Below are 26,933 nucleotides of genomic sequence, written 5' to 3'. Positions count from 1 at the left end.
GCGGTCGGGACAGGTGACGGACGACGCTGCCGTCGACCTGCACGACGAGGCGGGCGTGCAGGCGGCGTACCAGGCCCACGGCGCCGAGCTCTACCGCTTCGTGCTGCGCGGCCTCGGCGACCCGGGCGCGGCGCAGGACGTCGTGCAGGAGACGTTCCTGCGGGCCTGGCGGGCCGCTGACCGCTTCGACCCCGACCTCGCATCGCTGCGGGTCTGGCTGTTCGCGATCGCCCGCAACGCGATGATCGACCACGCGCGGGCCTCGAGCCGGCGGCCGTGGCAGTCGGTGCTGATCGACCCGCCGACGGCGGAAGCCGCGTCCTCCGCGGTCGACGACCCGACCGAGCAGCTGCTGCGGTCGTGGGTCGTCGAGGAGGCCCTGCAGCGCATCAGCGAGGACCACCGCACCGTCATCGTCGAGACGCACCTCAAGGGCCGGTCCTACGCCGAGGTCGCGGCCGAGCACGGCATCCCGGTCGGCACGGTCCGCAGCCGCGTCTTCTACGGCCTCAAGGCACTGCGAGTGGCCATGGACGAGATGGGAGTCGCGCCGTGACTGACCCGTCCCCCCGCGAGGTCGTGCACCGGGCCCTGCGCGAGCAGCTCGGCGCCTACGCGCTCGGGCAGCTCGGCGAGGTCGAGGCGGCTGCGGTCGGGGCCCACCTCGACGGTTGCGCCGACTGCCGGACCGAGCTGGCCGAGATCGCGCCCCTGGCGGCCGACCTGCGCCTGGTCGACCCTGCCCGGCTGCCTGGGCCGGTGACGCCGCCGGCCGACCTGGGCGCGCGGATCGTGGCGGCCGTCGCCGCCGAGCGCGTGCTGCGCGACGCCCGGGTGCGCCGGGCTGCGCTGCGCCGCCGGGTGGTCGCGGCAGCCGCGGCCGTCGCGCTGATCGCCGGTGGGGTCGGCGCGGGGCTGGCCCTCGACGAGCCGGCCGCGCCCGCGGTCACCGCCGTCGGGCCCTACGAGCCGGTCGGTGTCACCACCACCGGCGTCACGGTGACCAAGGTGGGGCTGGTCCCCCACACCTGGGGCGTCGAGGTGAAGCTCGTCGGGTCCGGCTTCGCCGCCGGTGGCCGCTACCGCGCGGTCGTGCGCAGCCGCGACGGCCGTGACCTGCCCGCCGGGGAGTTCCTCGGGACGGGCACCGGCCAGCTGACCTGCAACATGCAGGCCGCGCTCCTGCGCGAGGCCGCGTCGGGCTTCTCGATCCTCGACGAGACCGGGCGGCCGGTCGTGCAGTCGCGCTTCCGTCAGGCCTAGGCCAGGTAGCCGCGCAGCACGTCGGCGCAGCGGGTGATCTCGCGGACATCGACGTGCTCCTCGCGGGTGTGCGCGAAGGACGGGTCGCCCGGGCCGTAGTTGACGGCCGGGATGCCGAGCGCGGAGAAGCGGGCGACGTCGGTCCAGCCGTACTTCGCGACCGGGGTCACCCCGACGGCCTCGACGAAGTGCGCCGCCGCTGGCTGCGTCAGGCCCGGCAGGGCTCCGGCCGCGCTGTCGGTGAGGGTCAGCGCGTAGCCGTCGAAGACCTCCTGCACGTGGGCCAGCGCCTCGGCCTCGCTGCGGTCCGGCGCGAAGCGGAAGTTGACGACGACGGTCGCCTCGTCGGGGATGACGTTGCCGGCGACACCACCGGTGACACCGACCGCGTTGAGCCCCTCGCGGTAGACGCAGCCATCGATGTCGACGTCGCGCGGGCGGTAGTCGGCGAGCCGCTGCAGGACCGGGGCCGCGCGGTGGATCGCGTTGTCGCCGAGCCAGCTGCGGGCGCTGTGGGCGCGCTTGCCGGACAGCTGGATCTCGACGCGCAGGGTGCCCTGGCAGCCCGCCTCGACCTGGGCACTCGTGGGCTCCATGAGGATCGCGAGGTCGGCCTGCAGGAGCTCCGGGCTGGTGCGGGCGAGCCGCCCCAGGCCGTTGCGCGAGGACTCGACCTCCTCGTTGTCGTAGAGGACCCAGGTGACGTCGTACGACGGGTCAGCGAGCGTCGCGGCGAGGTGCAGGATCACCGCGTCGCCGCCCTTCATGTCGCAGGTCCCGCAGCCGTGCAGCAGGTCGCCGTCCCGCCGCGACGGCAGGTTGTCGGCGATCGGCACGGTGTCGAGGTGACCGGCGACGAGGACCCGGCGCTCGCGCCCCTGGGTGGTCCGCGCGACGACGGCGTCGCCGTCGCGGTGGACGCTCAGGTGGCTCTCCTTGCGCAGCGCCTGCTCGACGAGGTCGGCGATCCGCTGCTCGGTGCCGGACACCGACGCGACGTCGACGAGGGCCTGGGTGAGGGCGACGGGGTCACCGTGCAGGTCGAGCTCCTGGTCCAGCTGGAGCCCGGGCATCAGGGCGCGACGCCGTGCTCGCGCAGGATGTCGTTGAGGGCCAGCTTGTCGTGCTCCTGGCCGGGCTCGAGGTAGCGCAGGACGAGCAGCACCGGCAGGCCGAAGTCGCCGCCGGGGAAGGACTTCACGCGGCTCGAGCCGACGCAGACGGCGCGCTCCGGGGCGACGCCGCGGTCGAGCTCGTTGCCGGTCTCAGCCTCGAAGACACGCGTCGAGCTGGTGAGGATCGCGCCGGCGCCGAGCTTGGCACCACGGCGGACGCGGGCGCCCTCGACGACCATCGAGCGGCTGCCGATGAAGGCGTCGTCCTCGACCACGACGGGCGCGGCCTGAGGCGGCTCGAGCACTCCCCCGAGCCCGACACCGCCGGACAGGTGGACGTTGCGGCCGACCTGTGCGCAGGAGCCCACAGTCGCCCACGTGTCGACCATCGAGCCGGCCCCGACGTAGCCGCCGATGTTGGTGTAGCTCGGCATCAGCACCACACCGGGCTCGAAGTAGGAGCCCCAGCGGGCGAGCGCCCCCGCGACGACGCGCACACCGTCGAAGGTCGTCTTCAGCGGCACCCGGTCGTGGACGAACGGCGGGCCGGACTCGACCATCGGAAGCACCTTGAACGACAGCAGGATCGCCCGCTTGGCGCGCTCGTCGACGACCACCTCGTCGTCGACGACCTGCGCGACGCGGGCCACCCCGATGTCGAGCAGGTCGACGGCGGCGACCACCTCGCGGCGGGCGTCGAGGTCGTTGGGCGTGAGGCCGTCACGGCGCTCCCACAGCTCGTCGACGACAGCGGGGATGAGGCTCTCGGTCATCCCCCGAGCCTAGGTCCCGCACCCTTGCGTCCTGCAGGCGGCGTTGCGGTGCCGCGCTGGCGCCGTAGGACGCAAAGGAGCGGGGGGCGGTCAGGCCAGCCGGGCGAGGCGCTCCGCCGCCGTGGCGATCGAGGCGTCGGTGGCGGTCAGCGCGAGCCGCACGTGGCGGTCACCGGTCGGGCCGTAGAACGAGCCGGGCGCGGCCAGGATCCCCACGCGGGCGAGGTCCGCGACGGTGTCCCAGTCCTGCGCGCCGCGGGTGCACCACAGGTAGAGCCCGCCCTCGGAGTGGTCCACCCGCAGGCCGGCCGACTCGACGGCGGCGCGCAGCGTCGTACGCCTGGCGCGGTAGCGCTCCTTCTGCTCCGCGACGTGGGCGTCGTCGGCCACCACGGCAGCCATGACGGCCTGCACCGGACGCGGCACGATCATGCCGGCGTGCTTGCGGACCTCGACCAGCCGCGCGATGACGGCGGGGTCGCCCGCGAGGAAGCCCGCGCGGTAGCCGGCGAGGTTGGACTGCTTGGACAGCGAGTAGCAGACGAGCAGGCCCCGGTGGTCGCCGTCGCAGACCCGCGGGTCGAGCAGGCTGATCGGCTCGGCCTCCCAGCCGAGCTCGAGGTAGCACTCGTCGCTCGCGAGCAGGGTGCCGGTGGCGCGCGCCCGGACGACGACGGCGCGCAGCTCCTCGACAGTGGCGACCCGGCCGTGCGGGTTGCCGGGGCTGTTGACCCAGGCGAGACCGGCGCGCTCGAGGCTGGTCGGGTCGGCCGTCGCGACCGGGGTGGCGCCTGCGAGGTGGGCGCCCGCGGAGTAGGTCGGGTAGGCGAGCTCGGGGTGGCTGACGACATCGCCGCGACCGAGGCCGAGCAGGGTCGGCAGCCAGGCGATGAGCTCCTTGGAGCCGATGGTCGGCAGCACGCCGTCGGGGTCGAGGTCGGGCACGCCCCGCCGCGCGAACCAGGCCGCGACCGCCTCCCGCAGCGGGGCCGTGCCCCACACGAGTGGGTAGCCGGGGGCGTCCGAGGCGGCGGCCAGTGCCTCCCGCGCAACAGCGGGAGTCGGGTCGACGGGGGTGCCGAGCGAGAGGTCGACCGGCTCCGGACCGGCGTCGATGCCGCGCTGCGCGAGGGCGTCGTGCAGCGATGCGGCGCCGGCCAGCAGGTGCAGGTCGCTCACCGCCGCACCCCTCGCCGCCCGTGCCGCCCGCCCCGCTGCTCCCGACCATGATCATCAGGGGCGGTGCACGCGACCCGTCGGCGAGTCGCGTGCAGACCGCCTGATGATCTCGGGGAGGTGGCGGGGGCGCTGGGGGTCATGCCCGGACGCCGACGGTCAGCAGGTGGCCGGTGAGAGCGGTGACGACACCGCCCGCCGCGGCGAGGGCGTGCAGCTCCTCGGCCCACCCCTCGTCGCCGAGCGGCACCTGCGTCTCGAGCGCGGGGGTGCGCGAGGTCTCCCAGGCGGCCCGCGCGGCGTGGCCCTCGGTGAGCAGCGACATCAGCGCGGAGCGGTCCATCTCCTCGAGCTCCTCGGCGACCGCGCGCAGCTCGTCGGCTACGCGGTGCAGCACCTCCGCGAGCGGCTGGCGGTTGGCGAAGAGGAACTCCCCGGTGCGCCCGGGCGGCGCGGCGCTGACCCGGGTGAGGTCGCGGAACGACCCGGCCGCGAGGGCCTGCGCGAGGCTCGACCCGGCGGTCGTCGCGCCGAGCACGGCCGCGAGCACGTGGGGCGCGTGGCTGGCCAGCGCGACGGCCTCGTCGTGGGCGACAGGATGGGCCGGTACGACGACAGCGCCCGTCGACAGGACGAGCTCGGCGACGGCGAGCCAGTCCTGCTGGGTGCACCACGGGCCGGGCGAGAGCACCCAGCGGGCACCGACGAGCAGCGCGGGGTCGGCGGCCGCGAAGCCGGAGGACTCCGAGCCCGCCATGGGGTGACCGGGCACCAGCCGACCGCGCGAGCCCAGAGCCTGCCACCGCTGGACGAGCGGGACCTTGACGCTGCCGACATCAGTGACCAGCACGTCGGGGCGACGACCGAGGACCTCGGCGAGCAGGTCGTCGTTGGCCCCGACCGGGGCGGCGAGCACGACGAGGTCGGCGCCGTCGAGGGCGCTGCCCAGGTCGGCGGCGACCGGCAGACCCCAGGCCGACGCGGCCGCGACGGCCTCCGGGGACGGGTCCCAGCCGAGCACCTGGTGGCCGGTGAGCGCCTGGGCCACCGACCCGCCGACGAGGCCGAGGCCGAGGACGGTGACGCGCATCAGCGGGCTCCTGCGAGTGCGGTGGCACGCCACGCCGACCAGCCGTCGCCGTCGACCGAGCCGGGCGGCTGGGTGTCGTCGGTCCCGAGCAGCTCGACGGGTGCGGTCTCCGGGCAGCTGCCGAGGACCTTGACGAGCACGCCGAGGCGGGCGACGGCCTCGAACGCCTCGGACACGACCTCGTCAGCGACGTGACCCGCCGCGGCGACGACGAAGACGTAGGTGCCGAGCTGGGCCTTGAGCGGTCTTGACGAGATGCGCGACAGCGCCACACCGCGGTCGGCGAAGCAGCGCAGCGCGTCGGCGAGGATCCCGGTGCGGTTGGTGTCGGGGGTCAGGACGGCGAGGGTCACGTCGCGGCCACTGGGCGCCGCCAGCTCGCGCCCGATGAGCGCCATCCGGGTCGCCGCACCGGGCACGTCCTCGACGGCGGTGCGCAGGGCGACCAGGCCGTGCAGGTCGACCGCCACCTGGCTCGCCAGCGCGGCGGTCCCAGCGTCCCCGCGGGCCGCCACGTCGGCGCACGCCTGCGACGTCGAGGTCGTGAGCTCCACGTCGAGGCCGAGCTCCGCGACGACGCGACGGCACTGCGCCACGGCGTGCGGGTGGCTCACGACCCGCGTCAGTGCGGACTCCGACGCGCCCGGAAGAGCCGCCAGCACGAAGGTCACCGGCACGACGACCTCACGGCGCAGGTAGAGCGACGACGACCCGAAGACCAGCTCGTCGAGGGTGTGCGCGACGTCGCCCTCGACGCTGTTCTCCAGCGGCAGCAGGCCGAGGTCGGCGGTCCCCGACAGGACGGCCGACACGATCTCCCGAGCGTCGCGGGCCGGCTCGGCGTCGGCCTCGATCCCCGTCGTACCTGCGTGGGTGAAGGACCCGGGCGGCCCGAGGTAGAGCAGCCTCGGGCGGCCGCCCACTAGGCGCCTTCGGTGTTCTTGCCGAGCGGGACCGCCATGACGACCGGGTGGTCGAGGTCGACCGGGCCGACCTTCGACGCGCCACCGGGGCTGCCGATGGTCGTCGTCTCGGTGAAGAAGTCGACGTTGGCGCGGTAGTAGTCCTTCCACTGCGCCGGGGTGTCGTCCTCGTAGTAGATGGCCTCGACCGGGCAGACCGGCTCGCAGGCGCCGCAGTCCACGCACTCGTCGGGGTGGATGTAGAGCGACCGCTTGCCTTCGTAGATGCAGTCGACCGGGCACTCCTCGATGCAGGCCTTGTCCTTCACGTCGACGCAGGGCTCGGCGATGACGTAGGTCACGTCGGGGGTTCCTCTCGGTACGGGTGCTGCGCCTAGTGTCCCAGTCGTGAGCAGCAACGTGCCATCGGGGGTGCGCTACACGGTCGACGTCGGACCCAGCGCCGGCGTCGAGGCCGTCGGCGTGCGGGTCTCGCTGCGGCGCCGGCTCCCCGAGGGCGGTCTGGGCGACGTGCTCGGCGTCGTCACGCGCTGGTCCGACGGGGTCGTCGAGGTGGTCCGCCGCGACGGGACGGTGGTCACCGTCGACGAGGCCGACGTCGTCGCGGCCAAGCGCGTCCCGCCTGCCCCCGAGCGCCGACCGCGCGCATGACCGGTCCCCGTCCTGTCATGTCGCCGCAACGCGACGGACACGTCGACAGCGCACGCTCGGGGCGTGATCACACGACGCTCCCGCTCGGGCCAGGTGCAGGTGACCTTCTCGCTCCCCGTCGACGCCCCGCCCGGCGCGGTGTCGGTCGCGGGCCCCTTCAACGACTGGACACCCGGCGCGACACCGCTGAAGAAGTCACTGCGCCACGGCGACCGGCGGGCGACCGTCACGGTGCCGCCCGGTGAGCGGCTGCCGTTCCGCTACGTCCTCGACGGCGAGCACTGGTTCGACGACGAGGCACCCGACGACTGGCAGCCCAACGACCAGGGGACGTCGGACGGCATCGTCCTCACCTGAGACCGCACCCAGGTCGGCACCCGGGCGCGTTCCGGCGGGGCGGCGGTGAGCGGCGCGAGCCGGCGCCGCTTCGCCGAGGTGGTCCGCGCCGACCGCGTCGACCTCGGGCTGGCCTGCCTGCTCGTCGCGGCTGAGGTCGACGCCGACCTCGACGTCGACGAGCACCTTGCGACCCTCGACGAGCTCGCCGCCCACTGCCGACAGGCCGTCCCGCCGCTCGCCCGCCCGGAGGTCGCCGCCCGGGGCCTGCAGGCGGTGCTCGGCGACCGGCTCGGCTTCGCCGGCTCACCCGAGGACTACGCCGACCTGCGCTCGTCGCTGTTGCCCGAGGTGCTGCGCCGACGCCGTGGCCTGCCGCTGCTGCTGTCGGTGGTGTGGGTGGAGGTCTGCGCCCGCCTCGACGTGCCCGCGTGGTGCACGGCGCTGCCCGGCCACGTCGTCGTCGGCCTCGGTGACCCCGACGACGACCACGTCGTCGTGGACGCCTTCGCGGGCGGCGCCACGGTCACCGCGCCGGGGCTGCGACCGATCGACCCGCTGGACCTCGTGACTCGCGTCCTCACCAACGTGCGGGTGCTGACCGAGCGGCAGGGGCCGTCCCTGGAGGCCGCCCGCACCCGGCTCTGGGCGGTCGAGCTGACCCTGCTGCTGCCGCGGCACGACGCCGACCTGCGGCGCGAGCGGGGCGAGCTGCTCGTCCGGCTCGGTGACCACCTGGGCGGGGCGGCAGCGCTCGAGGAGCACGCCGACCTGGTCGAGGCCGTCGACACCGAGGCGGCCGACCGCTGCCGCAGCCGCGCCCGTCAGGCGCGCGCCCGGCTCAACTGAAACCCGCACCCGGCTCGACAGAGGCCCAGGCCCGGCTCTACCGAGGCGCCCGCCCACTTCCGGCGTACGCCCTCTGCGGGCCCGTGACAGGCCACCGGCCCGGCTCCTCCAGCGAGGGACCGGGCCGGTGGGACGGGCTGGGTCAGCTGACCCGGACGACGACCTCGTTGGAGGTGCCGGCCGCGTTGCTGTGCGTCGCGCCGATGGTCACGCGCAGCACGTAGGTGCCGCGCGACAGGCGACGGGTGAGCGTCCACTTGCCTGCGCTGTCGACCCGGGCGGCCGCGTCGAACGAGCGCAATTGGCCGTTGACGACCCGCTGGAGACGCACGATCGAGCCCGGCTTGGCGGGCGCGGTGTCACCGGAGATACGGGCCGTGGCGATCGGGCCGTCGAGCTCGTTGAGCGCCGCCTTGGCGTTGATGCTGGTGCGGACCACCTGGAGGACCTGCGGCGACTGCGAGCCCGCGAGGTCGTCGGTGGTGCTGCCGGCGTAGCGGGCGAACAGCACGGTGTTGACGGTCGGGACGACCTCGCCGCCGAAGCTGCCGTCGGCCGCCGTCGTGTAGGTGCGGACGACCGCGGTGCGCGTCGTGTACTGCTGGCGCGCGACGAGCTCGACGGTCTTGCCGCCGAGGCCACCGGACGGTCCGGACAGCGTCCCGGAGATGCGGGCGGGGGCGCCGCGGGCCGCCCGCGGGCCGGCCGTCGCGAGGGTCAGCGAGGTGATCGCCCCGTCGTCGTCGGTGATCGTCACGGTCTGGGCCGTGGTCGCACCGAGCGACGCGCCACCGGTCGGGTTGGTCAGCGTGACGACGAAGGTCTCGGCCGGCTCGTCGGCCGTGTCGTTGGTGACGGGCACCGAGATCGTCTTGCTGGCCTCGCCGTCGGCGAAGGTCAGCGTGCCGCTGGTCGCGGTGTAGTCGCTGCCCGCGGTCGCGGTGCCGCCGCCGGTGGCGTAGTCCACGGTGACGGTGCCGTTGGGCGTGCTGCGCGTCACCGTGACGGTGGCAGTGCCCACCGACTCCGCGACGGTCGCGGTCTCCGCAGAGACCGCGAGGCGGCCGGGCGAGGCGAGCGCGAGGTCCTCGGTGGTGGCGGGCGAGAGCGCGCCGAGTGAGGTCGCCGCACCGCTGGTGAGGTTGACGCGGTAGAGCGCGGGGACCCCGCCGACGGTCAGCGCGGCGAAGGCCGTGCCGCCCGCGGGCGAGATGTCGAGGTCCGAGCCGTTCTGGATGTCGACGCCGAGCGGACCCACGGTGTTGAGCGTGCCGTTGTTGGGCGGGTTCTGCGTGACGAGGCGGTCACCGGTGGCGTCGAGGTCGTAGAGCGTGGTGGTCGTGGCACCCGCGACGCTGTTGGTGTAGCCGGTACCGACGACGCCCGGGTTCTGACCGGCGTTGGCGTCGCCCGCGGCGTACTGCAGGTCGACGTCGCCGGTCGTGCTCGGCGCGGTCACGGTGGACGCGCCACCCGTCACCGGGTTGAGCCGAAGGTTCTGGTCGGCGTCGCTGACGACGCGGATCCGGTCGGGGACCGGGTTGAAGTCCACGCCGAAGGCCGTGCCCGACAGTCGCGGGCTGATCGGAGCACCGACGACCGTCGCCGTGCCCGTGGCCGGGTCGATGGTGACGATGCGGTCCGAGGCCGTGCCCTTGACGATGCCGAACAGCTCACCGGTCGCAGGGCGGACGTCGATGCCGACGACGTCGTCACCGGCGGCGAGGCCGGTGATCGCCCGGGTCAGGGTGGCCGTGCCGGGAGCCTGGACCGAGAAGGTCGTGATCTCGTTGGCGGTGGTGAGGCCGTAGGCCCGACCGGTCTCGTCGTCGGTGATCGTGAAGGTGCTCACGGCCGGGGACAGGACGTGGTCGGCGGTCGAGGTGCCGAGGGTGACGGTGAAGGTCTCCGCGCCCTCGACCAGGTTGTCCTGCGTGAGCGGGACGCTGAAGGTCTTGGCGCCCTCACCGGCCGCGAAGGACAGGGTGCCGGAGGTCGCGGCGAAGTCGGTGTCGGACGTCGCCGAGCCGCTGCCGGTCGTGTAGGTCACGGTGGCCGCGGTCGAGGTGTCGCCGGAGCGGGTCACCGTGACGGTCGCGCTGCCGCCCTCGGTGAGGCCGGTCGCCGCGATGGTGACACGCGGCACCGCGACGGTGATGTCGTCGACGGTCCCGAGGCCGCCGGCGACGACGGTCGCCGCACCGGTGGTCAGGTTGACGGAGTAGAGGTTGGTCGTGCCGGCCACGGTCAGGGCCGCGAAGGCCTCGTTGCCAGGGGCCGCGATGTCGAAGCCGGCAGCGGCGACGACGTCACCGATGCCGAGACCGGTGCCGACGGTGTTGAGGGTGCCGTTGTTCGGCGGCGCCTGCGTGACGAGGACGTCGCGGGCGGTCTCGATGTCGTAGAGCGTCGTCATGGTGGTGCCCGCGACGCTGTCGGTGTACCCGGCCGCGGTGGCGACCGGGTCGGTGCCGGTGCCGGCGTCCCCGGTCGCGTAGGCCAGGGTGCCGTCGCCCGTCGTGCTCGGCGCCGTGACCGCCGAGGCGCCGCCCGTGACCGGGTTGAGCCGGAGGTTCTGGTCGGCGTCGCTGATGACGCGGATGCGGTCCGGGACGGGGTTGAAGTCCACGCCGAAGCTCGTGCCGGACAGCCGCGGGGAGATCGGGGCGCCGATGACGGTTGCCGCACCCGTGGCCGGGTCGATCGTGATGACCCGGTCGGCGGCGGAGCCCTTGACGATGCCGTAGAGCTGGCCGGTGGCCGGGCGGATGTCGATGCCCACGACGTCGTCGCCGGCGGTGAGGCCGGTGATCGCGACGGGCGCGGTGCGCGTCGCGGGCGCGGCCGTGCGGAAGCTGGTGATCTGGTCGGTGGCCGTCAGGCCGTACACGAGGAAGCCGCCCGTGGGCACGGCGGCGGCCGGCGCGGCCAGGACGACCGCACCTCCTCCGGCGAGCGCGAGGGCGAGCAGGACGGACAACGGACGACGTGTGGCACCGGACGACACCGGCGTACCCCCTGTTTCAGGTGTGGGTGAGGCGTGCACCTTGCTCGGTGTTGCATACGCAGAGCAGGGCAGGTGGGTTCACCCGCCTACTCTCGGGAGCGTGCTGAGGCTCACCGACACCAGGACCCGTGCGGTCGAGGAGATCGTCCCCGCGACGCCGGGGCTGCTGACCGTCTACGCCTGCGGGCCGACGGTCTACCGCTACGCCCACGTCGGCAACCTGCGGACCTTCCTGCTCGGCGACCTCGTCCGCCGCGTCGCCCAGGCCCACGGGCTGCGGGTCCGCCTCGCGCAGAACATCACCGACGTCGGCCACCTGCAGGACGACACCGCCGTCGACGCCGACGGCGAGGACAAGCTGCTCGCGCAGGCGAAGGCCGAGGGCAAGGACCCCTTCGCGGTCGCGCGCTTCTACGAGGAGGCGTTCCACCGCGACCTCGCCGCCCTGGGGGTGCGCCCCGCGGACGCCTACCCGCGGGCGTCGGAGTGCATCGGCCTCATGATCGACCTGATCGCCCGGCTCGTGGACAAGGGCCACGCGTACGTCGGGGACGACGGCACCGTCTACTACGACGCGCGCTCCTTCCCGTCGTACGGTGCGATCTCCGGGAACCGCCTCGACGACCTGCGGGCCGGTCATGGGGCGACGGGCGAGTCGACCGCGACGGGCAAGCGCTTCCACGCCGACTGGGCGCTGTGGAAGCGCGCCGGCGAGGCCCGCGAGATGACCTGGCCGTCGCCGTGGGGACACGGCTTCCCCGGCTGGCACATCGAGTGCTCGGCGATGTCGCTGGACCTCATCGGTGACCGCATCGACCTGCACCTCGGCGGCATCGACCTGCGCTTCCCGCACCACGAGGACGAGCGCGCCCAGTCCGACGCCGCGGTCGGCCACGAGGTCGTCACCCGCTGGGTCCACGGCGAGCACCTGCTCTTCGAGGGCCGCAAGATGGCGAAGTCGACCGGCAACGTCGTGCTCGTCTCGGACCTCGCCGAGCGCGGGCTCGACCCGCTCGCGCTGCGACTGGCCTTCCTGCAGACCCGCTACCGCCAGCAGGCCAACCTGTCCTGGGAGGGCCTCGAGGCGGCTGACCGGCAGCTGACGGCGTGGCGGCGGCAGGTCGCCGCGTGGGCCGAGGAGCCGTCGAAGCCGATGTGCGCCGAGGTTCGCCTCGAGGTGCTCGACGCCTTCGACGACGACCTCGACACGCCGCGGGCCGTCGTCGCGCTGCGCCGGGCGGCGAAGTCGGACCTGCCGGCCGGCTCGCTGTTCGAGCTGTTCGCGTGGGCCGACGGGCTGCTCGGCCTCGACCTCACCCGCCTCGTCGGCCAGCCGGTGGAGCAGGCCGTGCTGCCCGCGGGCGCGCAGGAGCTGCTCGACGCGCGCGCGGCCGCGCGCGCCGCCAAGGACTGGGCCGGTTCCGACCGGCTGCGCGACGAGCTCGCAGCCCTCGGCGTCGCGGTCACTGACACCCCCGCCGGCCAGGACTGGTCCCTCACCTAGCCCGGCCCCCACCGCCTGCGCCCCCGCCCGCCCCCCGCCCGCGCAGCCGGTGTCTCGGGCGAGAGTGGTCGCTCTGGTGACCCCGATCGACCGAGACGCCACCGCGCCCACCCGCCCAGCGCTGTCTCGGGCGAGAGTGGTCGCTCTGGTGACCCCGATCGACCGAGACGCGACTGACCTCCGCAGCCTCAGCGCATGACGGAGGTCAGCTGCTGTCCGACCAGCGAGCGGTCGTGGCGCAGGTTTCCTGTCGTGAACCGCATCAGCAACGCCCGGTCGGAGAGGTGCTCGACCAGGATGGAGTTGGCCCGCAGGGTGTCGGCGTCCCATCCGCGCACGTCCATGTGCTGCGCACCGTCGATCTCGACGGCGAGCCGCCACCGCTCCCACCAGGCGTCCAGGTAGCGCTTTCCCGTGCTCGTGCGCACGGGGCGCTGAAGCCGATCGGGCAGCGGCAGGCCGAGCTCACGGAGCAGCCCCAGGAAGTCGAGCTCACTGCGCGCTGTCGCGCCCAGGTCCACGTCCTCCAGGACCTCCAGCGTCAACGCGCGGCGCGGCACGTGATGGAGCACCTGGGCCGCGGAGCGTACGGAGGCAACCGTGACGAGTCGCTGCTGGACGGCCGCGGCGACCCGCCACTCCGCGGCTCGGTCGCTGACTGCCCACGCTGCCGAGTGCAGGACGGCCGCAGGTGCGCGCAGGAGCGGGGGTGACTTCACGGGGTGCTTCAGGTCGACGAGCCGGACGACGCGGTGGGGGACGACGACGAGCGGCGGGTCGAGGTGATCGGCGCCTGACTTCGGCGGCGTCTTGATGCGACCCGGCGTCGCCACGTGGATCACGGCGGGACGGGGCAGCGTCATGCCGAGCTCGATCAGGGCGGCGTCACCCGTCAGGGCGGCGTGCTCGTCAGCGGCCAGCACCGCCGCCCACGCACGCTCGCGATCACTGGGCACTCCGCGGTGCGCCACGGCCACACCGGGCAGGACGTGCTGCCACCGCTTGCTCGTGAACTGCCACTTCCACCCGGCGGCGGTCATGCCACTGCGCAGAGCCTGGGCACGGCTGATCACGCCGTCTTGCTGGACGAGCAGATCGCGCCACGTGGGCTGGACTGGCTCAGGTGCCGTCGTCATGACTCGACACAGTGGCCGCCTCGACCGCCTTGCGGGCCCGTCGTGCGAGATCTGTGGACAGTCACCGGGCATCGTCTCGGTGGATCGGGGTCACCAGAGCGACCACCCTGACCCGAGACAGCACTGAGCGGGCGCGTGCCGTGGCGTCTCGGTGGATCGGGGTCACCAGAGCGACCACCCTGACCCGAGACAGCGGGCGGGCGGGGCGGGCGCGGGCGGCGGGGGCGGGCGAAGCGGGCGCAGGGTCAGGCGGTGGGGGACGCGGACGGTGCGGGCTTCGGGGACGCGGACGGGGACGGGGATCCAGACGGAGCGGGCGCGGCGCGGCGCGGGGGCGGGCCGCAGATGAAGCGCGGCTCGGGCAGGTAGCGGTGCTTGGCGCTGTCGCGCTTGACCTCCACGCCGCCCTTCTTGAAGATCCGCGTGATCGTGATGTCGAAGCCGTTGGCGCCGGAGGCGGCGGTGCAGTCGGCCCGCTGGACGTACTGCGTGCCGAAGGTGCGCATCCGGGTGCGCGGCGACGAGACGGACACGATCTCGTCGTACCTCTTGGTCCCCCACAGCTCGACGGTGATGGAGCGCTCGGTGTAGCGCGTGATGATCACCGCGCCGTGCGGGCTGTCGTTCTTCCACCTCAGGTCCGGCGCGGGGAACGACACGGTGGCCTCGCGACCGGCGGGGTAGCGCGAGATGAAGTAGCTGTGGGGCTTGTGCTCGACGTCCTGCATGCCGGCGAAGAAGGTCGCGTTGTAGAGCGTCGTCGCGAACTGCGAGACCCCGCCGCCGACCCGGTCGACGAACTGCCCCTCGAGGATCTGCGGCGCCTCGACGAAGCCGCGCGCGCGGTCGCGCTCCCCCACGTCACCGTTGAGGGAGTAGGTCTCGCCCGGCAGCACGACGTGGCCGTCGACGATGTCGGCGATGCGGTGGATGTTGGTGACCCTCGGCCGGCAGCAGGGGTGGAAGGTCGTGAACTCGCCGACCTTCTCCTTCACCCCGAGGGTCTTCGCGAGCGCCGTCGTGACCCGGGGCGGGGTCACGACCAGGGCCAGGGAGGTACGCCGGGGGGCGGCCGACCGCAGCACCGTGCTGAGGGCAGCCTCGAGCGCGTCCGCGCCGACGGTCTTGCCGTCCTTGCCGGGCACCACGACGGGGGTCCCGCTCGAGACGTCGAAGGTGGCGTCGAGCGGCTCCTGCTCCACGGCGGCGAGCCGGTCGTCGAGCGCCTTCAGCAGCACGTCGCCCTTGAGAGTGGGCGCGATGTTGCCCTCGCTGTCGGCCTCGAGCGAGAAGGCCTTCGCGATGTCGGCCGGTCGCACCACGAGCGGCTTGCCCTCGACGTCGACCGTGACGGGTGCGGCGACGGCGGGCCGCGCGAAGCTGGTCAGCGCGGCCTGCACCCCCTCGGCCGTGCTCTTCACCGGCGTGACCTCGACCGCGGCCTCGACCGGCTCGCCGGTGACCCACTCGTCGCGCAGCTCCGACGCGGTCGCCTCGGCGTCGAGGACCCGGCCGGTGAGCGGCAGGACCGCGACCGGCGTCGCGCCCTGGAAGCGGACCGCGCCCTCGCGGGCCGGTCGGTCGACGGCCTTCTTCAGCGCCGCGACCGCGGCCGCGAGCGTGGCGTCGTCGGCGTCGGTGCGCAGCTCGACCTCGCGGCGGGCCCCGAACAGGCCACGCAGCCCGTCGAGCGGACTGGTGTCGGTGAGGGCGTCGACGGTCGCGTCGAGGTCGACCGAGAGCCCAGCCGCGACCGGGTCGATCGTGCGCTCCTCGCCGTCCACGACGACCCTGACCGGCGCGGTGGTGCGGGGCAGCACGGCGCCGAGCCGACCGCGCGCCTCGGCGGCGGACACGCCACCGACGTCGACGCCAGCGACGACCACGCCGCGCGGGACATCGCTGCCGGTGAGGGCGAGCGCGGTCCCGCCGAGGACAACGGTGCCGCCGAGGGCACCGGCAGCGATCAGGAGCAGGCGGTTCGGCACCCGCTCCACAGTAGGCGGCGCGTCGGACGTTCGCGAGGGGCGCTCAGGCCCCGGCGCGCGCTCCCGCGAGACGGGCGTTGTCGATGACGATCGCGGCCGGGCCCTCGATGAGCTTGAGCGTCGACAACGCGGTCTCACCGAAGGCGTTCTTCACGGCGCTCGAGAGCGCGAGGACACCGACGACGGCACCACCGTGACCGCGCAGCGGCATCGACACGAACGTCGCCATGCGGGCCCCCTCGGCACCGCCCGGCAGGTCGTCCGGGTCGTCGACGAGGGCGCCGCCGGCCTGGGCGACCCGGGTCGAGAGGGCGGCGACGGACAGCTCTTCACCGCCGTACGACGAGACGCTCTCGGCGGAGGCGCTCATGAACTCCTCGTAGTGCTGCTGGGCCGTCGGTCCACCGACCGCGACGTAGGCCTGGCGCTCCGCACCGAGCAGCACCGCGGCGAGGTCGTAGCCGACGAAGCGCTGCAGGACGCCGAGCAGCGAGGCGACCGAGGCCTCGAGGCCGGACGCGGTCGCGGCGATGGCGGTGACGGACTGCGCGACGGAGGACTCGAAGAGCTTGCGGTCGAGCAGGTCGCAGACCCGCGAGAGCACGTCCTCCTCGCTGAGCTCGAGCGGGTCGGCCTTGAGTGCCGGGCGCCCACCGCGCGACGCCGTCGCCGCCATGAGCACCTCGTCGATGGTGCCGGCGAGCTCGGGCGCCTCGAAGTCCTTGGTGAGGTAGCGGTCGACGCCTGCCTGCCCCGCCCAGTAGCGGTCGGAGGCTGCGTCGAGGGAGGTGAGCATGACCACCGGCGTGTCCGCGGTCATCCAGTCGTCCTTGAGCAACCGTGCGGCGATGAAGCCGGACACCCGCGGCATCTGCACGTCGAGCACGACCGCGTCGGGTTGGTGGGCGAAGACCGCCTGCACCGCACCGATGCCGTCCTCGGCCTGGATGACCTCGTGGCCCTCCTTCGTCAGCACGCTGCTGACGATCCGGCGCAGAGTGGGGCTGTCGTCCGCGATCACGATCCGAGCCACTACCTGCCCACCAGCCTTCGCACCGTCGAGACCAGCTGCTCCTGGTCGAACTCGTTCTTGAGAAGGTACGCAGAGCAGCCGGCCTCGAGCCCGGCCTGCCGTGCGTGGTCCTCTCCACGGCTGGTCATGATGATGACCGGGACGTTCTCCCAGCCCTTGGTGCGCCGGATCGTGCGGGTGAGGGCGAAGCCGTCCATGCCCGGCATCTCCACGTCGGACAGCACCAGGTCGGCGGGGTCGTCGCGCAGCCGCGAGGCGCCGTCGAGGCCGTCGACGGCGGTCTCGACCTGGTAGCCGGCACCCTCGAGGATGACCCGCTCGAGCTCGCGGACACCCACGGAGTCCTCGACGACGAGGACGCGTGGGCGCCGCTGGCCGGCGACGTGCGCCTTGGTGGCGGGGACGGCCTTCGGGGCGGCCGGTGACGCGCTCAGGGCGGCCGTGGTCCCGACGGCGCGGTCGGCGAGCTCGCGCAGGTCCAGCAGGCAGACCACGCTGCCGTCGCCGTCGATGGTGGCGCCCGCGACGAAGGGGACCCGACCGAGGTAGGAGCCGAGGTCCTTCACCACCAGCTCCGACTCGCCCTCGAGCCGGTCGACGGCCCAGGCGATCTGACCCCCGGCCCCACCGGCGTGGCGCACGACGAGAGCGGCCCGGGGGGCCTCGCCACCGCGCGGGAGACCGAGGGCGGAGCCGAGGTCGAGCAGCGGGACGGACACGCCGTGGCGGACGACGACGGTGGCGCCCGCGAGGACGTGGACCTCCGCGTCGCGCAGCGACAGCGACTCGACGACACCCGGGACCGGGACGGCGTAGCGCTCGTCACCGACCCGCGCGACGAGGCAGCGCAGGACACCGAGGGTGACCGGGAGCGTCAGCACGAAGGCGGTGCCGCTGCCGCGCTCGCTGCGCACCTCGACGCTGCCACCGAGCTCCTCGACCGCATCGCGGACGACGTCGAGACCGACGCCGCGGCCGCTGGTCTCCGTGACCGCGGAGGCCGTGGAGAAGGCGGGGGTGAACAGCAGGGAGAGCAGCTGCGAGCCGGCCAACGGCGAGTCGGCGGGGAGCAGTCCGACGGCGACGGCCTTGTCGCGCACGGCCTGCTCGTCGACACCCGCGCCGTCGTCGGACACCTCGATGACGACGGTGCCGCCCACGGATCGGGCGCTGACGGTGACGACGGCCTGCTCGGGCTTGCCCAGGGCGCGACGCACCTCGGGGCTCTCGCAGCCGTGGTCGACCGCGTTGATGACGAGGTGCTTGAGAGCGTCGGCGACGCCGTCGAGCACCTGCTTGTCGAGCTCGACGTCCTCGCCGTGGGTCTCGAGGCGGACGTCTTTGCCGGTGGTGACGGCGACATCGCGGACGATGCGCGGCAGCGCAGCGAGCACGCGACGGACCGGCACCATCGCCAGGCCCATCGCGCCGTCACGGACCAGCGCCATGCCGCCGCGGTGGCCCTCGACGAGCTCGCGCAGGCCGCGCGCGGTCGCCGTGACCTCCTCGCCGGTGCCGGTGAGTCGGTGCAGCGCCAGCTCGACCTCGGGCGGCAGCCCACCGGCGTGCCGGGACGTGGCCTGGCGCAGGGTCGCGATCCAGCGGGCCTGCTCGGCCGCGAGCGCAAGCAGCTGGCCCGTGGTCTGCTCGACCCGCCGCGCGCCCAGGTCGGCCTCGCCGACAGCGTCGAGCAGGTCGTAGACCTTCGAGGCGCCGACCCGCACCGAGTCCGATGCGGTGGAGCGGACGGCCGGCTCGGGCTGCGGCTGGGGGGGCACGACGGGGGCGGATGGCGCGACCTCGACAGGAGCGACCGTGACGGGAGCAGCGGGCGCGGGAGAGGCCTGCGCCGGGCCCGGCTGGGCACCGGTGAGGCGCGGCACGGTCACCGGGTCCTGGCCCTCGACGGCGGCCCGCAGGGCGTCGACGAGCGGTTGGAGGGCGGAGTCGTCGACGGCGTCGTCACCGGGGAGCGCCTGCGCGATCCCGTCGCAGGCCGCGAGCAGCAGGTCGACGAGGTCGCGGCGGGCGGTCAGCCGTCCGTCGCGCACGAGGCCGAGCAGGTCCTCCATGTTGTGCGCGACGTGCAGCACGCCCTCGAGGCCGAGCATCCGGGCCGAGCCCTTGACCGTGTGGGCGTCGCGGAACAGCCCGGCGACGGCTTGCCGGGGGTTGCCGGCGCCCTCGAGCACGAGCAGCCCCGACTGCAGCGAAGCGAGCCGCTCCTCGACCTCCGCGCGGAAGGTCGCGAGCAGCTCGGGATCGTCTCCCCAGGCCGGCATGCTCTGGAGTTCGGCGCGAAGCACCCCCGCCTGTAGCGACAACGCCCCCGAGGTACGACGACGCCCGCCGGCCTCGTGGGCGCGGCGGGCGTCGGGGCTCGCGGGTCGGTCGGGTCAGCCGGTGTGGAACTGCGCGATCGAGGACCGCAGCTCGGCAGCCAGGACGTTGAGCTGGGCGGCCGCGGCGGCGGCCTGGCGCGACCCCACGGCGTACTGCCGGGACACGTCGGACACCTGCGTCATCGCGGCGACGACCTGGTCGGAAGCGCTGCGCTGCTGCTGGGTGGCGATCGAGATCTCCTTCGCGGCGGTGGTGGTCTCGTCGACCATGCCGCTGATGCGCTCGAGGGCGTCGACGACGCCGCGGGCGAGCTGGGTGCCGGCGCGGACCTCCTTGGCCCCCTCCTCCGACGCGATGATGGTGGAGTTGGTCTCGGCCTGGATCTCCCCGACGATGGCCTGGATCTGGCCGGCCGACTCCTGAGAGCGCTCAGCGAGCTTGCGCACCTCGGAGGCGACGACCGCGAAGCCGCGGCCGTGCTCGCCGGCCCGGGCCGCCTCGATGGCGGCGTTGAGGGCCAGCAGGTTGGTCTGGTCGGCGAGGTCGTCGATGACGTCGAGGATCCGGCCGATCTCGTGGGACTTCTCCCCGAGCGACAGCGCGCGGGAGGCGATGCCGTCGACGCGTTCGGCGATGGTGTCCATCGACTCGACGGAGGCGGAGACCGCCGCCCGTCCCTGCTCGGCGTAGCGCAGCGTCTCGGCGGCGTAGCGGGCCACGGCCTCGGAGGTCTCCGCGATCTGCGCGGCCGTCGCGGCGAGCTCCTCGATCGTCGAGGTCGTCTCCGAGACAGCGGAGGACTGCTGCGTCGCGGAGGCGGCGTGCTCCTCGGCGGTCGCCAGCAGCTCGCCGGCGGAGGCGCCGATCTGCTCGCCGCCCGAGCGGATCTGGGTGACGAGGTTGCGCAGGTTGCCGAGCGTGTTGTTGAAGGCGTCGCCGAGACCGGCCAACTGGCGGTGGTCGACGACGTCGACGGTGGCAGACAGGTCACCCGAGGCGGCCCGCTCGAGCGACGCGGAGAGCTCCGCGACCTTGGCCTCGAGGACCTTGCGCTCATCGCTGGCCTTCGCCCGCAGGCTCCACACCGCGGCCGACAGGGAGGAGTTGAACCACGCGATGATCGGGAAGGTCGCGCCGACGAGGATGAGCGAACCGGCCGACTGCCGGTCGAGGGTGTGCGCGATCGCAGAGGCGGCGACGAGGCCGCCGGAGGCGGCGAAGCCGAACAGCGCCGCCTGCCAGCCGGGCATCGAGACCGCCGCGAAGAGCACGACGCCGAGGTAGCAGACCCAGTAGGGACCGTCGATGCCACCGGTCAGCGCCACCGTCGCGGTGGCCCAGATGGTGTCGGAGACGAGCAGCAGCACCCGGAAAGCGGTGATGTTCGTCAGCACGAAGTGGGACTTCATCGCCAGCGACGGCATGACCGTCAGGAAGACGGTGACCGCGACTCCGAAGATGAGCCACAGGTAGATCGCCGTGTACTGGATGACGATGCCGTTGGGCGCGCCGAGCTGCGACGACGTCAGCACCGCCGCGAGCGTGACGAGCATGTGCAGCCACGTCATGACGGCTGCCGCCTTGGCGAGCCGGATCGAGAAGTCCACGGGTCTTCCTCCTACTGGTCCTGCTGGTGCGTCGGCGGGTCCGGCCGTCGGCTGAAGGTGCGGGGAGGGATCAGCCCGCGCGTCGTGCGCGCGGCAGAGCGTCGGCGAGGGCGAACAGCGCGTCGAGGTCCACCACGCCGCACGGGCCCTCGGCGTCGGTGGCCTGGCCGGCGAGCAACGAGCCGGCCGCCTCCGACAAGTGAGCGAGCGCCGGCTCCAGCGCCTCGGGATCGACCCACAAGGTCCCCTCGACGCCCTCGGTGAGCAGTCCGACGGTGACGCTGCCCCGCGTGAGGACGACGAGTCGAGCCCGCCGGTCCAGCGACGACGCGTCAGTGGTGAGCAGGGGCCGCAGGTCGAGCACCCCCAGCACCCGGCCGCGCCAGTTCGCGACGCCGGCGACCCAACTGGGCAGGCCCGGCACGCGGGTGAGGCCGGGCGGGCGTCCCACCTCGGCGACCGCGGTCATGGGGAGCGCGTAGCGGCAGCCGCCGAGCCGCACCACCACGACCTCGACGGCCTGGTCCGGCCGGCTCAGCTCGCCGTCGACTGCGGCAGGGGCACTGTCCATGTCGTCGTCATCGGCGGGCAGGGCCCTCGGGTGAAGTGCTCGCCTGCCGCGGCTGCACCGGCGTGGCCGACGTCACCACGGGGCGGGTCGCGCTGAGCGCGTATCCCGCCGCCGAGCCCACGGCGCCCACGGCCAGGAAGACCAGGCCCAGCGTCGCGAGACCGCTGCCTTCGCCGCCCGCGATGACGAGGTCCCCCTCGGACCGCTTGCTGCCGGCGAGCAGCGCCAGGGTGACCCAGAGCAGACCGGGGACGACCGCACCCCAGCGGGCGCGCACCACGCGGGCACCCACCACCCCGAGCACCGCCGTCCCAGCGCCGGCCAGCAGGAGCGACACGGGCACCAGGGTGCCTGCGACGCGCAGCGGCAGCAGGAACGACGACAGGACGGCGTTCTGGACGGCGAGCACGAGGACCACGGCGTACGACGCACCCGTGAGCACCCGGCCCGGCGGACGCTCCACGGGTGGTGCTGGCTCGGGGGCGGTCACGCCCCCGAGCCTGCCAGGTCAGGCCTTGCGGGGCCGCACGGCACGACGAGTGGGGACCGGCGTCGCGGCCAGCTCGGTCGCAGTCCGCAGGTCGATGACCCGCGGGCCCCTGGCGGTGGCGATGGCGGTGGCCGCCTCCAGCACGTCGGTGATCTGCGTGCCGATCAGCTCCTCGCGCTCGAGCAGCGCGTCGCGCAACGCCTCCACGAGGTGGGTGTTGGCCTCGAGCAGGGCCTTGGCCTCGACCTTGAGCTCACCGAGGAGCCGCTCGACCGCGGCACGCCCCTGGGTGTCGGCGAGCACCCGGCCGACGATGTTGGTGTCGGAGAACGCGCTGTTCTGCACCGCGGCGAAGGAGATCAGGCTGCCGTCCATGCCGTGCGCGCCGACCATCTCGGCGGCGACGTTGGTGGCGTAGAGCAGGTCGCCGCCGGGGCCGGTCGAGACGTCGCCGAAGAAGACCTCCTCGGCGCACTGGCCGCCGAAGGCGATGACGACGAGGGCGCGCAGCTCGGCCCGGGAGCGGGTGTAGACGTCCTCGCGGTCGCCGTGGGCGAGCATGCCCAGCGCGCCCTTGCGCTTGATGATGGTGAGGATCTCGAGGCGGCGGTGCGGCGCGGTGAGCCAGGCCAGCGTCGCGTGGCCGGCCTCGTGGGTGGCGATGAGGTGCCGCTCGTAGTCGGTGTAGCCGACCGGCTGGCCGAGGCCGACCTCCTCCGAGAGCCGAGCGGCCTCGACGTCGGCCCAGGACATCGCCGTGTCACCGCGGCGGACGGCGCTGACGAGCGCCTCGTCGAGCAGGTGCTCGATCATCACCGGCGAGTAGCCCTGGGTGACGCCGGCCAGCGCGTCGCGGCGCTCGTCGGTGGCGAGCTCCTCGCCGTGCGCCTTCCTGGTGAGGAAGTGGTCGATGAGGGCGCGGCGCCCGAGCTTGGCCGGCAGCTCGAAGGTGATCTTGCGGTCGAAGCGGCCCGGGCGCAGCAGTGCCGGGTCGAGGCTCGCGGCGCGGTTCGTCGCGGCGATGAGCAGCACGTTGGTGGGGATGGTCTGCGGGCGCGAGAGCTGGCGCTCCGGCGGCAGCAGCAGGTTGATGCGGTCGACGAACCAGCCACCGATGCGCTGCCACCCGGTGATCGCGTCGAAGGACTGCATCTGCACGAGCATCTCGTTGACGACCCCGCCGGTGCCCTCGCTCATGAAGGGCGTGCGGACCGAGCCGGTCGGCGCGCTGGCGGAGCCGTGCAGGACCGGAGCGGCCCCGGCGTACTCCATGGGCAGGCAGGCCGTGCCGTAGCAGCCCGACACCTGTCCGAGGGGGGTCATCGCGCTGACGCCGCCGCGCGACATCGCGATCGCGTCGATCTCCTCGATGAAGCCGATCGCGCCGCCCTCTTTGCGGGCCGCCTTGCGCAGCGCCTTGAAGTAGGAGCGGATCTTCTTGGCGGTCGCGCCGTACCACATGGACTGGAAGCTGGTCGCGCTCACGAACAGGAACGGCACCCCTGCCTCGGCCGCCATCGCGCGGGCCAGGTGGGTCTTGCCGGTGCCGGGCGCCCCCTCGAAGAGCAGGCCGCGGCGCGCGGTGCCGCCCATCTCGGACTGGAAGGTCTTGTGGGCGAGGAAGAGGTTGAGCGAGCGGATGACGTCGTCCTTGACCGGGTCGATGCCGACCACGTCGGCCATCCGGACGTCGATCTGCTCGGGGCGGTAGACGGTGTGCGGCGAGCGGCCCGACAGGACCTGCTGGCCCACGGTCAGGGCGATGAGCAGACCGAAGAAGATGATGATCACGAGCAGGAAGGGGTCGATGCTCGGGACCGGGACGAAGCTGCCGCCCTCGAGGGTCACCGCCCGCAGCCAGAGCAGCCCGACCACCGTCCAGACGGTCACCGCGAGCTTGACCCACCGGGTGCGGCGCTTGCCCTCGCGGCTGGCGCCGACGTCGGCCGACGAGGCCGCGAGGACCTCGTGACCACCTGCGTCCGACAGCTCGGTGAGGCGGTTGAGGCCGTCTGTCAGGTCGGGCACGGTGGCTCCTCGGGGCTGGGTCGGGGCGTGTTGGAATCCTGTGCCCCGGTGACCCTCCGTCACCAGCCCTACGCCGTGAATTCACTCGATCGGCCCATCAAGTCACGGCGTGTCGCCGCCGATGGCGCACACTCGGTGACGTGCGGGGCAGGTCAGGTCCCCGCGAACAGGTCGTCCTCGCGGTCGAAGGGCCCGCTGCCCAGGCCCCTGCGCCCGCGGGCCAGCACGAAGTGCTCGACACCGAAGGCCTTCTGCCCGACGTTGTTCGACAGCGCGAAGAACGGCCCGTCGACCTCGATCTGGGTGGCGTGGGCGCGCATCGCGGCGACCTTGCGGTCGAGGTGGGCGCTCGCATCCACCTCGGTCGTCACCTCGTCGTCAGGGTTGCCGAAGGGCAGGTCGTCGGCGCTGTCCACACCGAAGAAGTTGGTCTCGCCCGCCTCCTTGAGGTGGTCGATCCCGGCCTGCAGGACGCTCTTCGGGAAGGCCGTCCAGTAGAGCTTCGACACGACCCAGGGCTCACCCGCATCCGGGAGGTACGACGGGTCGGCGGCCGCGTCGAGCGCCGCCACGGTCACGCGGTGGGCCTGGATGTGGTCGGGGTGGCCGTAGCCGCCCTTCGCGTCGTAGGTGACCACCACCTGCGGGCGCACCTCGCGCAGCACCGCGACCAGCTCGCGGGTCGCCTCGGCGAGGTCGGCCCGCCAGAAGCAGCCCTCGCGGTCGTTCTGCGGGGTGCCCATCATCCCGCTGTCGCGCCAGCGGCCCGGTCCCCCGAGGAAGCGGTGGTCGCGCACGCCCAGCGCCTCGCAGGCGTTGTGGAGCTCCTCGACGCGGTGCTGCCCGAGCGCGTCGTGCTGGTCGCTGGCGAGGTGCGCGAGGTCGGGGACGAGCACCTCGCCCTCCTCTCCCAGCGTGCAGGTGACGAGGGTGACGAGCGCGCCCTCGGCGGCGTACTTCGCCATGACGGCACCGGTGCCGATCGTCTCGTCGTCGGGGTGGGCGTGGACGAGCAGCAGCCGACGCGGGTGGTCCAGCGCGTCCATGTCACCGCCGACGGCCGCCTCCTCGACAGCGGTCTCGGCGGCAGCCAGCACGGCCTCATCGAGGTCGGGCTCGAGGCGCTCGCCCGGCTCGGGGGGCGGGGGCAGCACGGCATCGGTCATGCCTCTGAGCCTAGGCGCGGCCGGTCTGGCAGGCTCGCCCGCGTGACCCCCGCCGTGGACCGCACCGTGCTCGACGGGCTCGCCGCCCGGATGGGCGACCGCGGGCCGCAGTTCCGCGCGACGCTCATCGGGACCTGGACCACCGAGGCTGCCAAGCGGCGCGAGCAGCTCGCCGACGCTGCTGCCACGGGCTCCGCAGACGACCTGGCCCGCACCGCCCACATCGTGCGCAGTGCGGCCGGCTCGCTCGGCGCCCATCCCGTCGCCGAGCTGTGCAGCCAGGTCGAGGACGCCGTGCGGACGGGCCGGCAGGTCGACGTCGCGGCGGCAGCCGCCCAGATCATCGCCGAGCTCGACCGCGCGGACGCCGCGTTCGCGGAGCTCCTCGCCGGGCCGTGACGCCACCCGCCCCGGCGTCCCTGCCGACGGCGCGGCCGCCCTTCCCCGTCACCGCCCCGCACCGGGTCGTGCCCGCGCCGCGCCCCCTGGGCGACGGGCCGCACGTCGCGCTCGACGACCGCTGGCCGGCCGCGGTCGTCCGCCGGCTGGAGCGGCTCGCCACCGACCGCTCGGGCGTGGTGGTGCACGACCGACCGGTCGGCGACGGGCTGACCGCGGCGGTCCGCGCCGCCTGGGGCCTGCTGCCCTGGCCGGCGCGCGGCAGCGTCGTACCCCTGCCGCTGCTGGGGCTGGAGGTCGACCTCGACGGCGGGGCTGCCCACCGGACCGGGCCCTCCGCGGTGCCTGCCGCGACCGAGCGACTGCTGACGCTCACCGGTCTGGACCTGCTCGTGGAGGGTTGGCTGCTGGCCTGCTCCGACGACCTCGTCGTCCTGCACCGCCGCGGTCCCGGGCTGCTCGCGGCGGAGCTGCTGGCCGTGGCCTTCCCGAGCGGCTGGCCGGTGCGGGAACGGGGCGGCGCGTCCCTTGCCGAGCTCCATGCGCCGGTCGCCGACGGCGAGCGACTGCAGTCCGCCTCGCCGGCGCTGAGCGAGGCACTGCTCACCAAGGGGCCGTTCGTGCAGCACGTCTGGGGGCTCGACCCGTCGGGGCGGCTCGACCGCGACCCGACCGCCAGCGATGCCGAGCCGGCGAGCTGTCCCCCGCCGGCTCAGTGGTGGCTGCGGGTAGAGCGGCAGACGACGCTGCCGCTGCCAACCCTCGAGCGGGCGCTGTTCGTCATCTCGCCCTACCTCGTGCCCCTGACCTCACTGCCTCCCGAGCAGCGCGGCACGCTGCGCGACTCGGTCGCGTCCATGTCGCCGGAAGCCCTGCGCTACAAGGGGATCGAGGTCGTCCGTGACGACCTCGTCGACTGGCTGGCTAGTTGAGGGTCGGGTCGTCGGGCAGCACTGCGGCGAAGGCGAGCGGCGGCCCCTGCCGGCGCAGCACCTGCTCGCGGAGCCGGTCCGGCCGCGGCGTCAACGCGTCGCCGGGCAGGCTGTCGAGCACCCACCACGCGCCGTCGTCGACCTCCGACTCGAGCTGCCCCGCGGACCACCCGGCATAGCCGGCATAGACCCGCACCGCCTCGAGCGGCAGCGCGTCGGGGTCGCCGTCGAGGTCGACCGTGCCGAGACCGGGGCTGCCCTCGAGCTCGGAGAAGGACCCCGTCGAGCCACCCGGCACGAGGCGCCCGAGGCAGATCGCGGCCTCCGGCTGGACGGGCCCGCCCTCGTGCACGTGACCGGAGCCCACGGCCAGGCGCCCCCAACCGAGCAGCACCTCGCCGACGGGCGTGCGGGTCTCGCGGTCGAGCACCAGCCCGAGCGCGCCGTCCTCGTCGTCGTGCTGGAGCAGCAGGACGACGGTGCGTGCGAAGTGAGGGTCGCCGAGCAGCGGGGTCGCGACGAGCAGGCGGCCTGCCGCCAGGTCCGTCACCAC

Annotated in this window: 25 protein-coding genes; 8 read left to right on the top strand and 17 right to left on the bottom strand. The window is 73.9% G+C overall.

What is annotated here, in order from left to right:
- Nucleotides 1–13 precede the first annotated feature (13 nt).
- Both Q8R60_16960 and Q8R60_16955 read left to right on the top strand, forming a co-directional pair.
- Nucleotides 14–556, top strand: a complete 543-nt coding sequence (locus tag Q8R60_16960; GenBank protein ID MDP3714165.1) for a sigma-70 family RNA polymerase sigma factor — start codon at nucleotides 14–16, stop codon at nucleotides 554–556.
- Nucleotides 553–1,263: a zf-HC2 domain-containing protein gene (locus Q8R60_16955; protein MDP3714164.1), complete on the top strand. Its 711-nt coding sequence runs from the start codon at nucleotides 553–555 to the stop codon at nucleotides 1,261–1,263. Before Q8R60_16960 ends, Q8R60_16955 begins: the two co-directional genes overlap by 4 nt.
- Here the strand turns inward: Q8R60_16955 and dapE are convergent.
- The 6 genes from dapE to Q8R60_16925 form a co-directional block, all read right to left on the bottom strand.
- Nucleotides 1,260–2,336: a succinyl-diaminopimelate desuccinylase gene (gene dapE / locus Q8R60_16950; protein MDP3714163.1), complete on the bottom strand. Its 1,077-nt coding sequence runs from the start codon at nucleotides 2,334–2,336 to the stop codon at nucleotides 1,260–1,262. The two genes, Q8R60_16955 and dapE, sit on opposite strands and share 4 nt — an antisense overlap.
- Entirely contained in the window at nucleotides 2,336–3,151 is an 816-nt protein-coding gene (locus Q8R60_16945) for a 2,3,4,5-tetrahydropyridine-2,6-dicarboxylate N-succinyltransferase (protein ID MDP3714162.1), read from the bottom strand. The genes dapE and Q8R60_16945 overlap by 1 nt, the downstream gene beginning before the upstream one ends.
- Nucleotides 3,152–3,241: 90 nt before the next feature.
- Nucleotides 3,242–4,294: a succinyldiaminopimelate transaminase gene (dapC, locus tag Q8R60_16940; GenBank protein ID MDP3714161.1), complete on the bottom strand. Its 1,053-nt coding sequence runs from the start codon at nucleotides 4,292–4,294 to the stop codon at nucleotides 3,242–3,244.
- Between the two features lie 172 nt (nucleotides 4,295–4,466).
- The gene (locus tag Q8R60_16935; protein MDP3714160.1) at nucleotides 4,467–5,417 is read right to left on the bottom strand and encodes a prephenate dehydrogenase/arogenate dehydrogenase family protein; all 951 of its coding nucleotides are present in this window, start codon (nucleotides 5,415–5,417) and stop codon (nucleotides 4,467–4,469) included.
- Nucleotides 5,417–6,340 carry a prephenate dehydratase domain-containing protein gene (locus tag Q8R60_16930; GenBank protein MDP3714159.1) on the bottom strand — a complete coding sequence of 308 codons (924 nt, stop codon included), beginning with the start codon at nucleotides 6,338–6,340 and terminating at the stop codon, nucleotides 5,417–5,419. The genes Q8R60_16935 and Q8R60_16930 overlap by 1 nt, the downstream gene beginning before the upstream one ends.
- Entirely contained in the window at nucleotides 6,340–6,681 is a 342-nt protein-coding gene (locus tag Q8R60_16925) for a ferredoxin family protein (GenBank protein MDP3714158.1), read from the bottom strand. Before Q8R60_16925 ends, Q8R60_16930 begins: the two co-directional genes overlap by 1 nt.
- 46 nt (nucleotides 6,682–6,727) lie before the next feature.
- On the opposite strand from Q8R60_16925, the gene Q8R60_16920 reads away from it, so the two are divergent.
- The 3 genes from Q8R60_16920 (at nucleotide 6,728) to Q8R60_16910 (ending at nucleotide 8,176) form a co-directional block, all read left to right on the top strand.
- The gene (locus tag Q8R60_16920) at nucleotides 6,728–6,991 is read left to right on the top strand and encodes a hypothetical protein (GenBank protein ID MDP3714157.1); all 264 of its coding nucleotides are present in this window, start codon (nucleotides 6,728–6,730) and stop codon (nucleotides 6,989–6,991) included.
- Nucleotides 6,992–7,054: 63 nt separating this feature from the next.
- Nucleotides 7,055–7,348: an isoamylase early set domain-containing protein gene (locus Q8R60_16915; GenBank protein ID MDP3714156.1), complete on the top strand. Its 294-nt coding sequence runs from the start codon at nucleotides 7,055–7,057 to the stop codon at nucleotides 7,346–7,348.
- A gap of 45 nt (nucleotides 7,349–7,393) precedes the next feature.
- A complete protein-coding gene (locus tag Q8R60_16910; protein MDP3714155.1) occupies nucleotides 7,394–8,176 on the top strand; it encodes a transglutaminase family protein in 783 nt (260 codons plus the stop codon).
- A 142-nt stretch (nucleotides 8,177–8,318) separates the two neighbouring features.
- On the opposite strand, the gene Q8R60_16905 is transcribed toward Q8R60_16910, so the two are convergent.
- On the bottom strand, nucleotides 8,319–11,156 hold the full coding sequence (locus Q8R60_16905; protein ID MDP3714154.1) for a DUF4394 domain-containing protein: 2,838 nt from the start codon (nucleotides 11,154–11,156) through the stop codon (nucleotides 8,319–8,321).
- 127 nt (nucleotides 11,157–11,283) lie between these two features.
- Between Q8R60_16905 and cysS the strand changes: the two genes are divergently transcribed.
- On the top strand, nucleotides 11,284–12,687 hold the full coding sequence (gene cysS / locus Q8R60_16900; GenBank protein ID MDP3714153.1) for a cysteine--tRNA ligase: 1,404 nt from the start codon (nucleotides 11,284–11,286) through the stop codon (nucleotides 12,685–12,687).
- Nucleotides 12,688–12,875: 188 nt separating this feature from the next.
- Here cysS and Q8R60_16895 read toward each other — a convergent pair whose 3' ends face one another.
- The 9 genes from Q8R60_16895 to mshB form a co-directional block, all read right to left on the bottom strand.
- Nucleotides 12,876–13,760, bottom strand: a complete 885-nt coding sequence (locus Q8R60_16895; protein MDP3714152.1) for a hypothetical protein — start codon at nucleotides 13,758–13,760, stop codon at nucleotides 12,876–12,878.
- Nucleotides 13,761–14,068: 308 nt separating this feature from the next.
- Nucleotides 14,069–15,811 (bottom strand): VanW family protein, encoded by a 1,743-nt coding sequence (locus Q8R60_16890; GenBank protein ID MDP3714151.1) that lies wholly within the window; start codon nucleotides 15,809–15,811, stop codon nucleotides 14,069–14,071.
- A gap of 43 nt (nucleotides 15,812–15,854) precedes the next feature.
- A complete protein-coding gene (locus Q8R60_16885) occupies nucleotides 15,855–16,844 on the bottom strand; it encodes a response regulator (GenBank protein ID MDP3714150.1) in 990 nt (329 codons plus the stop codon).
- Nucleotides 16,844–19,126, bottom strand: a complete 2,283-nt coding sequence (locus Q8R60_16880) for a hybrid sensor histidine kinase/response regulator (protein ID MDP3714149.1) — start codon at nucleotides 19,124–19,126, stop codon at nucleotides 16,844–16,846. The genes Q8R60_16885 and Q8R60_16880 overlap by 1 nt, the downstream gene beginning before the upstream one ends.
- A gap of 114 nt (nucleotides 19,127–19,240) precedes the next feature.
- Nucleotides 19,241–20,794 (bottom strand): methyl-accepting chemotaxis protein, encoded by a 1,554-nt coding sequence (locus Q8R60_16875; GenBank protein ID MDP3714148.1) that lies wholly within the window; start codon nucleotides 20,792–20,794, stop codon nucleotides 19,241–19,243.
- 70 nt (nucleotides 20,795–20,864) lie between these two features.
- The gene (locus Q8R60_16870; protein MDP3714147.1) at nucleotides 20,865–21,365 is read right to left on the bottom strand and encodes a chemotaxis protein CheW; all 501 of its coding nucleotides are present in this window, start codon (nucleotides 21,363–21,365) and stop codon (nucleotides 20,865–20,867) included.
- A gap of 7 nt (nucleotides 21,366–21,372) precedes the next feature.
- Nucleotides 21,373–21,855, bottom strand: a complete 483-nt coding sequence (locus Q8R60_16865) for a hypothetical protein (protein ID MDP3714146.1) — start codon at nucleotides 21,853–21,855, stop codon at nucleotides 21,373–21,375.
- A gap of 18 nt (nucleotides 21,856–21,873) precedes the next feature.
- A complete protein-coding gene (locus tag Q8R60_16860; protein ID MDP3714145.1) occupies nucleotides 21,874–23,883 on the bottom strand; it encodes an AAA family ATPase in 2,010 nt (669 codons plus the stop codon).
- 152 nt (nucleotides 23,884–24,035) lie between these two features.
- Entirely contained in the window at nucleotides 24,036–25,049 is a 1,014-nt protein-coding gene (mshB, locus tag Q8R60_16855; protein MDP3714144.1) for an N-acetyl-1-D-myo-inositol-2-amino-2-deoxy-alpha-D-glucopyranoside deacetylase, read from the bottom strand.
- A gap of 42 nt (nucleotides 25,050–25,091) precedes the next feature.
- Between mshB and Q8R60_16850 the strand changes: the two genes are divergently transcribed.
- Both Q8R60_16850 and Q8R60_16845 read left to right on the top strand, forming a co-directional pair.
- Nucleotides 25,092–25,448 (top strand): Hpt domain-containing protein, encoded by a 357-nt coding sequence (locus Q8R60_16850; protein ID MDP3714143.1) that lies wholly within the window; start codon nucleotides 25,092–25,094, stop codon nucleotides 25,446–25,448.
- Nucleotides 25,445–26,380 (top strand): DUF3445 domain-containing protein, encoded by a 936-nt coding sequence (locus Q8R60_16845; protein MDP3714142.1) that lies wholly within the window; start codon nucleotides 25,445–25,447, stop codon nucleotides 26,378–26,380. The genes Q8R60_16850 and Q8R60_16845 overlap by 4 nt, the downstream gene beginning before the upstream one ends.
- Here the strand turns inward: Q8R60_16845 and Q8R60_16840 are convergent.
- Complete coding sequence (locus Q8R60_16840; GenBank protein MDP3714141.1) at nucleotides 26,373–26,930, bottom strand: YqgE/AlgH family protein; 558 nt, start codon at nucleotides 26,928–26,930, stop codon at nucleotides 26,373–26,375. The genes Q8R60_16845 and Q8R60_16840 overlap by 8 nt on opposite strands.
- Between the last annotated feature and the right edge of the window lie 3 nt (nucleotides 26,931–26,933).

This window comes from Mycobacteriales bacterium (assembly GCA_030697205.1).
Lineage (GTDB): Bacteria > Actinomycetota > Actinomycetes > Mycobacteriales > SCTD01 > JAUYQP01.
Note: the sequence above shows the minus strand (reverse complement) of the source record. Positions and strands in the feature narration are given on the sequence as shown.